At 51.4% G+C, this 14,717-nt stretch carries 2 protein-coding genes; both read right to left on the reverse strand.

The features are described 5' to 3' along the window. Positions 1 to 245: 245 nt before the first annotated feature. A complete protein-coding gene (locus tag MgSA37_RS01470; protein ID WP_096349507.1) occupies positions 246 to 7,583 on the reverse strand; it encodes a cadherin-like beta sandwich domain-containing protein in 7,338 nt (2,445 codons plus the stop codon). A 221-nt stretch (positions 7,584 to 7,804) separates the two neighbouring features. Next, positions 7,805 to 14,491: a cadherin-like beta sandwich domain-containing protein gene (locus tag MgSA37_RS01475; RefSeq protein WP_157750377.1), complete on the reverse strand. Its 6,687-nt coding sequence runs from the start codon at positions 14,489 to 14,491 to the stop codon at positions 7,805 to 7,807. Positions 14,492 to 14,717 lie beyond the last annotated feature (226 nt).

A 14,717-nucleotide genomic window follows, 5' to 3' on the forward strand; every position in this document is an offset into this window, starting at 1 on the left:
TTCACGCGTTTTAATAAGTGGCGGCAAAACTCTGATAAGTGGTAGTTATTTACTACAATGGCCTGGGGTATCTGGTGTTCAATCGTGGCCGGCGGTTATTAAATATCCGCTTTAAAAAAGCTAATAGGAGGGGTGGGTTTTCCAAAATATAAAAGCCCCCCTGTTAAAATAACAAGCGGGCTTTAGCAAAAATGAAAAGGTTGAGGCGGTTTGTTTGGTTTGCAGCGGTGGTTTGAACAGCCGCGCTAATATTTCAATATGATAAAACCCGTTTTACGTTTGGTTGTGCCGTTTACGGTAAAATCAAGGGAATAAAAATAAGTACCCGGCAATTGCATAGCGCCGGTTTTGTTGGAATGCCCGTCAAACACCTTCGTGCTGTTGTCATACCCTTTGGCTTCGAAGATCAATTGCCCGCTGCGGTTCATTATCGTCAGTTTGTTATCCGGGTAATTGGTGATCCCGTCTATCTGCAAAAAGTCATTGATACCATCACCATTGGGCGATAATCCCTGGCGTACTACAAGCTCCTCGCCCATCATTTGTGCCTTTCCGGCCGGGTTTGTTACGCTTATCGGTTCATAAACGCTGTTCAATGAGCCCGCTGCACGGGTTACCGTTACCGTATAGGTTTTGGTGGTCGTTCCGTTTTGGGCCGTAACGATGGTCGTGATCACATTGGTACCCACATTTAAAGCAATTGCACCCGAGGCCGTGCCTGAATTTACCGCCACACCGTTCACTGTTATGGTTGCCAGGGCATCGCTTGCTTTGGGCGTCACCGTAGTTGATGTTACCGCATTGGCAACTGATAGGGTATAGCTGGTAGTAGCGGTTGCAAAGGCAGGCGTTAATGCCCCTGCGCTGAGGCTTAAACCGGAAAGATTGGCATTGGCGGGCAGCATCCGTGTTAGCGTTACCGTATAGGTTTTGGTGGTGCCATCCTGTGCCGTAACTACAGTGGTAATGGTATTGGGCCCTACATTTAAAGCAATAGCACCTGAGGCGGTACCAGAGCTTACGGCCGTACCATTTACTGTTAGGGTTGCCGTAGCGTCACTGGTGGTTGGCGTTACGGTTACCGAAGTTACTGAATTCACCACTGATCCGTTATAGCTGGTAGTGCCGGATGTAAATACCGGGCTAAGCGTGCCGGTGGTGATGGCTAAACCGGCGAGGTTGGCGTTGTTCGAGAGCCTGTTTACCGTTACCGTATAGGTTTTGGTGGTTACCCCATCCTGTGCAGTAACTACCGTTGTAATGGTATTTGTACCTGCACTTAAGGCGATGGCCCCCGAGGCTGTCCCTGAATTTACGGATGTCCCGTTTACTGTTATCGTTGCTGTGGCGTCGCTGGTGGCAGGCGTTACGGTTACAGAAGTTACCGAATTTACAACTGATGCCGAATAGCTGGCGGTAGCTGATGCAAATACGGGCGTTAAGTTTCCGCTGCTCAAGCTTAAGTTTGAAAGGTAAGCATTTGTTGAAGGCGCCCGCGTTACCGTTACTGTATAGGTTTTGGTAGCGATGCCATTTTCTGCCGTTACTATGATGGTGATCAAATTGTTACCCGCATTTAAAGGGATGGCACCTGATGCCGTATTGGTACTTACTGCGGTACCGTTCACTTTTATGGTTGCCAGTGCGTCGCTGGCTTTTGGTGTTACGGTTATGGAGCTTACCGGATTAGCCACGGAAGCTGAATAGCTGGTTGTTGCTGTTGCAAAAACAGGCGTGAGTGTACCTGCGCTTAGGGTTAAATTGGAAAGATTGGGATTGGCAGGCAGCATCCGCGTTACGGTGATGGTATAGGTTTTGGTGGTGGTGCCATTTTGGGCTGTTACCACGACAGAGATCACATTGTTTCCTACTATTAGCGGAATAGCGCCGGATGATGTATTGGTATTTACCGAGGTACCGTTCACTTTTATAGTAGCCAGGGCATCGCTGGCTTTTGGGGTCAGCGTTATGGAGGTTGCCGAATTGGCAACAGATGCGGTATAACTGGTGGTTGCTGTTACAAATGCTGGCGTTAATGTCGAAGCGCTTATGGTTAAATTAGCAAGATTGGCATTGGCAGGCAGCATCCGTGTCACGGTTATGGTATAGGTTTTGGTAGTGGAGCCATCCTGTGCTGTAACAATTGTTGTTATGATATTCGCACCGACACTTAATGGGATGGCGCCTGATGCCGTTCCTGAATTTACAGTAGTGCCATTCACTTTTATAGTTGCGCTGGCATCGCTAATAGTTGGCGTTACAGTTACAGACGAAACTGAATTTACTACGGATGCTGTGTAATTTGTGGTGCCTGATGCGAATACAGGGTTAAGGGTTCCTGCGCTTAATTGCATGTTTGCCAGGTTCGCATTGTTTGAGGGCCGCGTTACAGTTATGGTATAAGTAGTGGAGGTAACACCATCCTGTGCTGTTACAACGGTAGGGATTATCGTATTACCCACAGACAAAGCAATGTTCCCGCTGGCTGTGCCCGAATTAACAATGGCTCCGTTTACGCTTACGGTGGCATTCGGGTCGGAAGTGGTTGGGGTTACAGTAACTGCGGTTACACTATTATTTACAATGTCGGTGTAACTGGTCGTACTGCCCGAAAATACCGGCGAAAGTGTGCCGGCACTGATGGTCAGCGACGACAATGTAGATATAGCCGACAATGGCCCTTCCACCGTTATTTTGTAGGTTAATTTACTAACGCCGTTTTGGGCGGTTACGGTAATGATTATCGTATTGGAGCCAGGCGCAAGCGGGATAGGGCTGCTTTGCGAACCGGAGGCAACGGCAACGCCGTTTACCGTGACGGCTGCCGTAGGGTCAGCCGTGGCAGGGGTTACCACAGCTTCAATATTTCCGCCAACGATTACGTATCCAATGCCTGCACTGGATAGCAGGGCATTAGATGACGGTGCCGCGCGGTTTACCGTTATGGTATAGGTTTTCGTGCTGGAATGATCGCTGGCGGTAACCACTATACTGATGGTATTGGCTCCAACCTGTAAGGCTATAGGTGCCGATGTGCTGCCGTAAGCCACGGCCGCGCCATTTACGGTAACGGTAGCATTACCATCCACCGCCGTTGGTGTTATGGCAATTTGTTGGGTAGCATAAGGCACACTCACCGCATAACCGGTAGTTGCTGTGGCAAAAGCCGGGCTTAAGGCGCCGGTGCTTACGGCTAAATTGGCCAATGCGGAACTCGGCGGTGTTACGCCAAAACGCAGGGTAGTTTGGGTGCTTCCGCTTGCGTTGTACGCGGTGATCCTGTAATCTTTTACAGGGGTGATAACGGTTGGTGTTCCACTGATGACGCCTGTGGTGTTGTTAAAACTCAAACCCGCAGGTAAGGAAGGCGATATATAATAGCCGCCACTGGGGGTATATTTCCGAACCTGCGCGAACCCGGCATCGGCAACGTAAAGGGCTCCATTTACGTCAACGGCTACGCCGTTAGGGGTTTTCAGGTTGGGGATTACTGTTATAACCGGCCCGCCGCCTGCGGGCAGCTCCTTTACCACGCCGTTGCCGCCGTCGCCTATAAATATATTGCCCGTGCCATCGGCTGCCAATTGGTAGGGTGCGTTAAACCCGGTGGCCACGGCAATTGGTGTACTGCTGCCGGCCGGTATTTTATAGAGTGTATTATTGCCCCTGTCGCCCACAAATATGTTCCCAAGCCCGTCGACAGCTATACCGGTTGGCGTAATAAACCCGGAGGCTATCGTGGTGGGCGTATTCGATATCAATTGCAACACTGTACCATTACCGGGACTTGCTCCAAACACATTGCCGTGCGAGTCGGTGCTAATACACATTACCGGAGCATTGTCATAAGCCTGATTTACAGCCATTGCCGGGAACGGTGATAGTTTTTTTGCCTGGCTGCGTATCGTATAAAATATGTTGCCTGTGCTATCCGTAGCAACACAAAACAAGCCGTAGTTATAAACTTCCCCTGGTAACTGTACATACGGTCCCCTACCCTTTGCAAAACATTTGTTACCACGATAATACCCCGGAGAAAAATCTGAGCTAACTGCAAATGTCCCAAAATTATAAGGATCGGCCACAAAAACATTTAACGAAGTATCAACAGCAACAGCATAAGGCGCGCCGAACTGGAAATCCATAAAGCCGGGCACCGGGTTATAGCCCTGCGCAGCTACGCCGGTTGAAGCGGGCGTAAGCGGGGTAATAGCCTTGCCGATATTGAAAGATTGGACACCACCGTAGGATACAACGGGCGGAGCGGCTATAACAGCCAGGCTTTGCACAGCCGAAGCGCTGCCCAGCGTATTATAGGCGGTCACCGTGTAGTTTACCGACGCGCCAGCTGTGGTGGGGGCAGTGGGTGTACCGCTGATGCCGCCCGTTGAACCGTTAAAGCTTAAGCCCGGCGGCAATACGGGGTTAATGTAGTAGCCCCCGGTTGGGCTAAAACGGTCTATTACGTTGTTGGTATAATCGGCCGCATACAAATTCCCTTTGCCGTCAATAGCCAGGGCTTTTATGGTACCCAGGCCGGAAGCAATAAGCACGGGCGTAGTGCTTCCAACCGGTAATTCGCTGATGGTATTGGCTATATTGTCGCTATAGTATAAGTTCCCTGCGCCATCGATGCAAATATTGGCCGGCGCGCCAAGGCCCGTAGCCAGCGTTGTCCACTGTGCGCGGCTGGCGGGAATCACGTCAATAGTTCCCGCGCCGGCATCTGAAACATAAACATTCCCGGCAGCGTCAGTCGCCACACCCGAAGCTGAAGAAAAACCATTCCCGATAGCAAATGGATTCGCCTGCGCATTTATGGGGAAGCCGTCAGTATATTCAATTACAGATTCGTTTCCATCATTCGTGGAAACATACGCATTACCCGCGGCGTCAATGCTAATTCCCGTGCAGGTATTGCCGGTGAGTGGCGCTGTGGGCGGAGACCCGTAGGCTACGCTTGTTGAACCAGGCGGAATAACACTAAATTGATAGATGCCGGTTAGTGTAGTGGTTGTAAGATTTGTAAAATAAAAGTTTCCCACGCCATCCGTTGCCAGTGGGCTATAGCCGTTGCCCAGGGATGTTGCCAGCACACTCCCCGGTGCAAATTTATCTATATTGTTGCTGTTATCCGCTACATATACATTTCCGGCGGCATCAACCGCCACACCCGTTGGCGATGTTACACTGGCAAAAGTGGTCGGAGTACTATTGTATTTTTGTGCCGATATACTCCCGCTGGTTGGCGTAATTGTTGTAATAGCCGCGCCCACTGTTGCATTTACAGGGACGCCATAACTTAATGATGGCGTAGTGATGGTTTGAATGTTTACTGCGGCCGTAAGGTTGCTGCTTCCGGCCGTTGCGCTTACGGTATAATTGGCCGCAGGTACGACGGCTGTGGGCGTCCCGCTGATCACGCCTGTTCCACTATTGATGCTTAGGCCCGCCGGTAGGCCCGGATTTACCTGGAAGTTGTTTATTACTGCCAGCTTTTCGATAGTTGTTCCTAAATTAACGTATAAGTTACCCTGGATATCAAAAGCGATAGCGTTAGGCGCCGAAGGTAAAGTGGCCACGGTTAACGGGCTGGTTGAGCCGGGGGCAAGTTCGTTGAGCGATGTTCCGTTTCCATACCACACATCTCCCTGCGCATCCAGCGCAAAAGCGGTAACGCCGCTCAGGCCGATATTGGGCGTACCCCAGGGGCTAACCACCGACCAGGCCCCGCCTGAGTAAGTGGCATAGTAAAGATTATTATCAGTACCTATATAGGCCAGTTTTAATCCACCCTGGTAATTATTTATCGCCATCGCCGAGCCTGGGAATGCATTGTTGATCAGGACCGGGGTGGACCAGGTCCCCGCGGTGCGCGTCACGAAGGCTAGCTGCCCGCCCGCGTTATAACCCCTGTTGATCATCGCAATTTCGGGGCCCGATGATGGGTGTACGGCAGCCACAATCGTTACACCTCCGGGTTGCGCTGAGCATATGGTGACCGGGGGATTAAATGAGCCGTTAGTAATATCCATAGCCCGGAAGGCGCCGTTAAAGGCGCTCAATAAGGTGCTGGTTGAGGCAGAAATGGGGGCAATGGCAATATTTGCACTACTGTTGGCAGGTAAAGGAACAAAGCTATTGCCCATTTGATATTGGATAATTTCGGTGCTGCTTGAAATAATATAAGCATTGCCATTATAGTCGAGGGCCAGGCCGGTGCCCGACGTAGTGCTGGCAAAAACACTTGTATTTACGGTTTCCACAGGCGTTAATGGGGCGATAGGCGTGCTGGTGGGGTATATATTTGGAGTGGTGTAACTAACTGAGGATGGCCCGCTAACCTGTATATTTACCGTCGTCGTAAACGCGCCGCTCCCGGTGGTTGCGGTAACGGTATAATTGGTGGCCGGGCTAACCGCGATGGGCGTACCGCTGATGACCCCCGTTGCACTGTTGAAACTTAGTCCGGCCGGAAGCGCCGGGCTTACCTGGAAGCTGCTTGCTACCGCCAGCTTTTCAATAGTTGTGCCTAAATTAACACATAGGTTTCCTGCTACATCGAATGCGAGGCCAACAGGTTTTGACGGCAATGTGGCCACGGTTATCGGGGTAGTTGAACCGGGAACGAGTTCGTTCAGCGAGGCGTCGGTAGCGTACCACACATTTCCTTGCGCATCCATCGCAAAAGCCACTGTATTTTCTTGGCCCAGGTTGCTCAAGTTGATATTCGGAGAACCCCATGGAGTAACCGCCGACCAGGCGCCGCCCGAGTAAGTTGCATAGTAAAGCTGGGCATCAGAGCCTACGTACGCCAGTTTAAAGCCCCCCTGGTAATTATTCATTGCCAGGGCAAAAAGGGGTTGCCGATACGGCGACAGCATATTCTCTGGCAGATAAGTCGGGCCGGACCACACCCCGGCGGTGCGCGTAAAAAAGGTTATTTGCCCGGCGTCATAACCTACATTGACCATGGCAATTTCGGGCCCTGATGCCGGGTGTACAGCTGCCACAAAGGGGAATGCTGTGAGCTGCGCTGAGCTGAATAATGATACCGGCTGCTGCAATTGTCCGTTGGAAACATCCACTGTTTGCATGATGTAAGAGGAACTTCCATTTATAGCCCATGACAATAAGGTGCTGTTTGTAGAAGAGATCAGGGCAGCGGCAAGGGAAACCGCCGAAAAACCTGGTACTGCAACCGGGGTGCTGCTACCCGGCGCATATTGATAAAAATTTGAAGATCCGTCGCCAGATTCCTGTATATACGCGTTGCCATTATAGTCGAGCGCGAGGTGTGTTCCAGGTACTGTACTGCCAAAAACACTTGAGTTTACCGTTTGCGCAGGAGTTAAAGGGGTGATTGCCGTGTTAGTTTGGTATGCGTTTGGCCCTGTGTAACTAAATGACAGCGTTTGCGCTGCTGCAGGCATGGCAAAAAAAACAAAAGAAAGTAAAGCCGCTGCAAAACGCAACGGCTTTTTTATTTGTGTAAAGGGTTTGGGGGTGTTTAATAAACGGCTGGCGGCTTTGCAAAGCTTTTTTGCACCGGCATAGTAGATTTCAGTATAAAAAATTGTCATATCAGGTCGGATTTTAATAAAGGGACAGCCAGTAAAAATTACCGCGCAGGCAGAAGATAATTGTTAATAACCTGCTTATCAAAAATATCCGAAATATCAACACGTGTCTATAACATCTTTGGGGTATATGAGGGTTAGTTATTAGAGGTTAGATGATTAGAGATTAGTTAATCAGCGGCCGATTTTTCCTAAATGCTAATTAACTAATCTCCTATTTTCAACTAATACTTCAGTATGATGAATCCTGTTCTGTGTTTGGTTGTGCCGTTTACGGTAAAATCAAGCGAATAAAAATAAGTACCCGGCAATTGCATAGCGCCGGTTTTGTTGGAGTGTCCGTCAAACACCTTCGTGCTGTTGTCATACCCTTTGGCTTCGAAGATCAATTGCCCGCTGCGGTTCATTATCGTCAGTTTGTTATCCGGGTAATTGGTGATCCCGTCTATCTGCAAAAAGTCATTGATACCATCACCATTGGGCGATAATCCCTGGCGTACTACAAGCTCCTCGCCCATCATTTGTGCCTTTCCGGCCGGGTTTGTTACGCTTATCGGTTCATAAACGCTGTTCAATGAGCCCGCTGCACGGGTTACCGTTACCGTATAGGTTTTGGTGGTCGTTCCGTTTTGGGCCGTAACGATGGTCGTGATCACATTGGTACCCACATTTAAAGCAATTGCGCCCGAGGCCGTGCCTGAACTTACCGCCACACCGTTCACTGTTATGGTTGCCAGGGCATCGCTTGCTTTGGGCGTCACCGTAGTTGATGTTACCGCATTGGCAACTGATAGGGTATAACTGGTAGTAGCGGTTGCAAAGGCAGGCGTTAATGCCCCTGCGCTTATTGCTAAACCGGAAAGATTGGCATTAGCGGGCAGCATCCGTGTTAGCGTTACCGTATAGGTTTTGGTGGTGCCATCCTGTGCCGTAACTACAGTGGTAATGGTATTGGGCCCTACATTTAAAGCAATAGCACCTGAGGCGGTACCAGAGCTTACGGCCGTACCATTTACTGTTAGGGTTGCCGTAGCGTCACTGGTGGTTGGCGTTACGGTTACCGAAGTTACTGAATTCACCACTGATCCGTTATAACTGGTAGTGCCTGATGCAAATACGGGTGTTAAGGTTCCGCTGCTCAAGCTTAAGTTTGATAAATCAGCATTGCTTGAAGCAGCGCGCGTTACAGTAACCGTATAGGTTTTGGTGGTGGTGCCGTTCTGGGCTGTTACCACTGTGGTAATAACGTTGCTACCCACATTTAAAGGTATAGCACCTGATGCGGTGTTGTTACTTACCGCAGTACCATTAACTGTTATTGTTGCCAGCGCATCACTGGCTTTTGGCGTCACGGTTATTGAGCTTACCGAATTAGCTACAGATGCCGTGTAGTTAATTGTTGCCGTTGCAAATGCAGGCGTTAACGTCCCTGCGCTGATGGTTAAATTGGAAAGATTGGGATTGGCAGGCAATGACCGCGTTATGGTGATTGTATAGGTTTTGGTGGTTACCCCGTCCTGCGCAGTAGAAACAGTTGTAATGGTATTAGGGCCAACACTTAAAGGAATGGCACCTGAGGCTATCCCCGAATTTACCGCTACAACATTTATTGTCACTGTTGCAGTAGCATCTGCGGTAGTTGGCGTTACGGTTACCGAAGTTACCGAATTGGGTACCGATGCTGTATAGCTGGTGGTTGCGGTCGTAAATGCCGGGGTTAATGTTCCTGCGCTTACGCTTAAACCTATCAGGTTGGCGTTATCTGAAAGCGAGGTAACGCTGGCAGGGTTGCCGGTACTTTGGGTTGTTAAATATCTTATGTTGCCACTTGTACCGTTATATTCGATTACCATTAACTGGTAGGTAGTTCCTTTAGTCAGGCCGGTAATGTGTACCGTGTTACCTGTTCCGTTATAAACGCAGTACCAGCCGGTACTGCCAACCTGGTCGCCGGTGCCAAAAGCCGCGTTGGCGTTGTAGGCTGTATTATTTACCGGCGCCGGGCTGCCTGACGAACCTGCAAACATAAACACAGCACGCGAGGTGCCGTTGCCGTTTGTCCAGCCGGCGGTGGTAGCGGTTTTGGTGGTGCCGGTAAAGGTTAGGTTGCCGGCCTGCGCGGTGGGGGCCTGCAATGAAATATATGCCCAGGCGGCGCCCAGGCTGTTATTATCGCCAAAGCCGCCTGTCATGGCGGTGTTGCCATCAGCGCTGAGCGATACAGAAGCGCCTATGTAGGCACCGGAGGTAGCATCTGTGCCCACCAGTTTTGGGCCCCGCTGTGTCCAGGTACCACTGTTGCGGGTGTAAACCCATGCCGCGCCCTGGTTGTTATAATCAGACTCCGCACCTACAATTGCCGTATTGCCATCCGAGCTTAGCGATACAGAAGTACCTTGCCCGGATTTGCCGGCAGCGCCCTTCCCAACCAGCTTTAGGCCTTGCTGTGTCCAGACGCCAGCGCTGCGGGTGTAAACCCATGTGGCACCTATGTAGCTATTGTCATGCGCTCCGCCTATTATGGACGTATTGCCATCGGCGCTGATCGCTACCGAAGTGCCCTGAGCAGCAGCACCGACAGCACCCGTACCCACCAGTTTTGAGCCCTGCTGTGTCCATACGCCACCGGAGCGGCTGAAGACCCATGCGGCGCCCTGGCTGCTATTATCGGCATAACCACCCACTATGGCGGTATTGCCATCGGCGCTAAGGGATACCGAACTCCCCTGGCCGGAATTGACGGCAGCGTCGGTAAAAACCAGCTTTGGGCCTTGTTGTGTCCAGGTGCCGCCGCTACGGGTGTAAATCCAGGCGGCACCGTGGTAATAGCTATAGCCACCGTAATCACCTGCTATGGCCGTATTGCCATCGGCACTTAGCGATACAGAAGCGCCTGAATAACTGCCGGCGAGCGCATCGGTGCCTACTAATGGCGAACCCTGTTGTGTCCAGGTACCGCCACTGCGGGTATAAACCCAAACCGCACCCGCGCCAGCAGCATTATACCCGCCTGCAAGGGCTGTATTGCCATCGGCGCTAATCGCTACTGAAGTGCCTTGAGCAGCGCCATAGGGGCCGATATTGTTGTTATCCACGAGTTTGGGCCCCTGCTGTGTCCACACACCGCCGGTTCGGGTATAAATCCATACGGCGCCCACGTTGGAATTGTCAGATGGTCCGCCCACTATTGCGGTGTTGCCATCGGCGCTAACAGCCACTGACGCGCCTTGACCTGCAATAGCACTGGAGCCCGTACCCACCAGCTTTGAGCCTTGCTGCAGCGATGGGTACAGGGTTGCAGTTACTTTGAAGTTACTGCCACCTGCAGCCATGCCGCCTGCCGCAGTTATTGAAACAGGTCCGGTTGCCGCGCCGGGCATCACCATGCCCACCAGGGTGTTATCTTTGTCTGATATTATTATTGCCGGCACACCGCCTATGGTAAGGCCGGCTGCCGCGATTAAATTTGTACCGCTTATGGTTACCAATGTGCCCACGGGTCCGCTCGTCGGGGTAAAACCTGCAATGGTGGGGGGCTGCGGCGGCAAGGTTGTTACCCCTGCCGGATTGCCTGTGCCTGCAGTGGTTAAATATTTCACGTTGCTGCCCGGGCCGTTATATTCAACTACCATTAACTGGTAGGTAGTTCCGATGCTTAGGCCGGTAATGTTTACCGTGTTGCCTGTGCCGTTATAAACGCAGTACCAGCCGGTGCCGCCCACCTGGTCGCCTGTGCCAAAAGCCGCATTGGCTATGTAAGCGGTATTGTTTACCGGTGCCGGGCTGCCCGACGAACCTGCATACATAAATACCGCCCTTGAGGAGCCGTTACCATTTGTCCAGCTGGCGGTGGTAGCTAATGTGGTGGTGTTTGTAAAAATTACGTTGCCGGCCTGCACAGTGGGGGCCGGCAATGAAATATATGCCCAGGCTGCGCCCAGGCTGCTATTATCGCCAAAGCCGCCTGCAATGGCTGTATTACCGTCCGCGCTGAGCGATACGGAACTGCCTTGTTCGGAACTGCTGCCGGTGCTGCCGGTACCCACCAGCTTTGCGCCCTGCTGGGTCCATACGCCGCCGCTGCGGGTGTAAACCCAGGCTGCGCCCTGGCTGTTATTGTCAAACCAGCCCCCAACCATCGCCGTGTTGCCATCTGCGGTAAGGGATACGGAAACGCCCTGTTCGGCAGCGCCGACAGCGCCTGTACCCACCAGTTTTGAGCCTTGCTGTGACCATACACCGCCGCTGCGGGTGTAAACCCAGGCCGCACCAACGCTGCTATTATCACTTTTCCCGCCTACTATGGCCGTATTGCCATCGGCGCTCAGGGATACGGAAAAACCCTGACCCGCATTGCCGGTAGCGCCGGTACCTACCAGCTTTGCGCCCTGCTGAGTCCATACGCCGCCGCTGCGGGTGTAAACCCAGGCTGCGCCCTGGCTGTTATTGTCAGCAAAGCCGCCCGCAACGGCTGTATTACCATCGGCGCTAAGCGATACCGACCAGCCCTGATAAACATTACTGCCAACAGCGCCCGAGCCCACCAGCTTTGCGCCCTGCTGTGTCCAGGTACCACCGCTGCGGGTATAAACCCAAACCGCGCCTACGCCTGAATTATCATAATAACCGCCCACAATTGCCGTATTGCCATCGGCGCTGATCGCTACCGAATAGCCTTGAACGGCGCCATAAGAACCGGCAACGCCTGTACCCACCAGTTTGGGCCCCTGCTGTGTCCAGGTACCGCCGCTACGGGTATAAACCCAGGCAGCGCCCTGGTTGTTATTGTCACCAAAGCCCCCTACTATTGCTGTATTGCCATCGGCACTGATGGCAACTGAATTGCCTTGATCGGTGGCACTGCCAACAGCATCATTGCCTAACAGTTTTGAACCCTGTTGTGTCCATATGCCGCCGCTGCGGGTGTATACCCAGGCGGCCCCACGGCTTGAATTGTCGAAATTGCCGCCTGCGATGGCGGTATTGCCATCGGCGCTTACCGCTACCGAAATGCCCTCCTCTGCGTTGCCCGTGTTGCCGGTGCCCACTAATTTTGATCCCTGTTGTAATGACGGATACAAGGTTGCGGTTACCGTAAAGTTGGCGCCGCTGCCTGCTGTACCGCCGTTGCTGGTAAATGACACAGGTCCGGTTACTGCTCCGGGCATCACCATGCCCACCAAAGTGTTGCCATTGTTTGATACTACGATGGCTGGCACACCGCCGATGGTAAAGGCAGTTGGGGCGGTTAAATTTGTGCCGCTTATAATTACCAATGTACCCACGGGGCCGCTCGCCGGGGTAACGGAACTGATAGAGGGCAAAATATCGCCGGAAACATTTACCGTTTGCGATGCGCCGGCGCCGGTATCTGTATTGCCGGCCAAATCGGTGGCATATCCCCCTGCCACTGAAATACCGAGGGTTCCGACACCCAAAATATGTGAAATGGTGACAACATAGGACGTGCCGGACCCCGTCACTGATACTGTGCCGCTTGCCGTACCGGTAGTATTTAAGGTAATGCCTGAAGCTGTAAGGTTACTGGAGCCGAAATTTGCATCCGCGTAGTTTACGTTATACGAAACCGAGCTCGTTCCGCTATTGCCCACTGTTGTTGCCGACGGCGAACCAATTGTTGCCACCGGCGGCGTTTTATCAATCGTCCCTCCTCCCGAAAAAGGTAAGTTTGTACTTATGCCGGGGGTTAACCCCGTTGCATTAGCCAGGTTTAAGACGATCATGCCATCGCCGGTGCCGGTATTTACCGTTACGGTATAAGTTGAACCGGATCCGCTGACCGATGCTACACTTGCTCCGCTCACTGCTCCGGTGGTGGTTAAGTTGAAATTACCGGTGCTTAGCCCGGTAATTGAAGCGCCGAAGGTTACTGTGAACGGCATCGCGCTTCCGTTTGAGAAGGCGCTGTTGGGAATAATGGAATTTATTGTCGTAGGATGAATGTTTACTTGCTGGGTAAGTGAACCGGTGCTTGACAAATAAGTTGAATTTGCGTTATAAGTCGCCTGGATATTGTAAGTACCTGCTGTTGAAAAGCTGGGGTTAAGCGTTGCCACTCCGCCGGACACCGTCGCGGCGCCAAGCGCTTTGCCATTGGCGGTAAAAGTAACAGTTCCCTCGTTAACAGTACCTGCTGCACTTCCAATTTCGGCAGTTAAAGTTACCGAGTTGTTGGGTGAAGTTATAAAAGAAGGATTAGGGTTTGAGGTAACAGTTGTAGTTGTTGGCGTGGTACTTATTTGCTGCGTAATGGTAATCGCCCAGCTGCTGATCGTGAAAGCATTGCTTCCATAAACTGCATACAAGCGCCAGGTACCATTTGGACTGGCACCGTTGAAAATGGAAGATAAAGTGGGATTGGAAGCGCTACTGCCTGGCAGATTATAAGGGCCGGATGGAGCAGGCGAAGGAAATGCGTAATTGGCTGGTACATAAGATGTAGGCTTATAGGTACCCGAATTCAAATTTCCGTTGGTGGCAAATGTACTTGCCTGGTCCGAGAAAAACAACTCCACATTGGATGGACCGGCAGTAGCCTGAGCTGCTGTACCAGCAAGTAAAACAATATTTTCTCCCAGGGGTCCTACCAGTAATAGTGAAAACGGACCCGGTAATGATGCAGAAGTTATACCCTGTACATCAATTGTTAAGCCACTTATTGTGCCTGCAAGACCGCTTACCGCTATGGTTGACGGGTATGGCGCAGGGGTGGCATTGCCCGAGGTTCCGGTAATTACGGCAGAACTGGCGAACGTTTGCCCCATTACCGTATTATTTAACCCAAACATGACGGTTAAAACAACAAAAAAAACAAATCGCCATTTGGCCTGCAAATGAGCGGCAAACGGGTGTAATTGTGCGTTGCGGCGGGTAAGGTTGTTGTGCATCATATCAGCTAAATATATAAACTGGAAATATGTATTGGAAACATCGCATGTGCTCAATGTCTTCATGCAACATATCCGCAAGAAAGTTAGCTCAAATGGTAATACCCATCAATCACATATTTGGGGTATATGGGGAAGTGGGAAAGTCCGGAAGGCGGAAAAGAAAAAATTTTAGCATTACCGTAAAAACTGCTGACAAGATTTTTTCAGGAGTTAAGTTATTAATTAT

This window comes from Mucilaginibacter gotjawali (assembly GCF_002355435.1).
In the GTDB taxonomy this organism is placed as follows: Bacteria; Bacteroidota; Bacteroidia; order Sphingobacteriales; family Sphingobacteriaceae; genus Mucilaginibacter; species Mucilaginibacter gotjawali.

Bases quoted from the DNA above. Each gene is read 5' to 3' on its own strand.
- MgSA37_RS01470 (WP_096349507.1), bottom strand. From the start codon at position 7,583: ATGACAATTTTTTATACTGAAATCTACTATGCCGGTGCAAAAAAGCTT.
- MgSA37_RS01475 (WP_157750377.1), bottom strand. From the start codon at position 14,491: ATGATGCACAACAACCTTACCCGCCGCAACGCACAATTACACCCGTTT.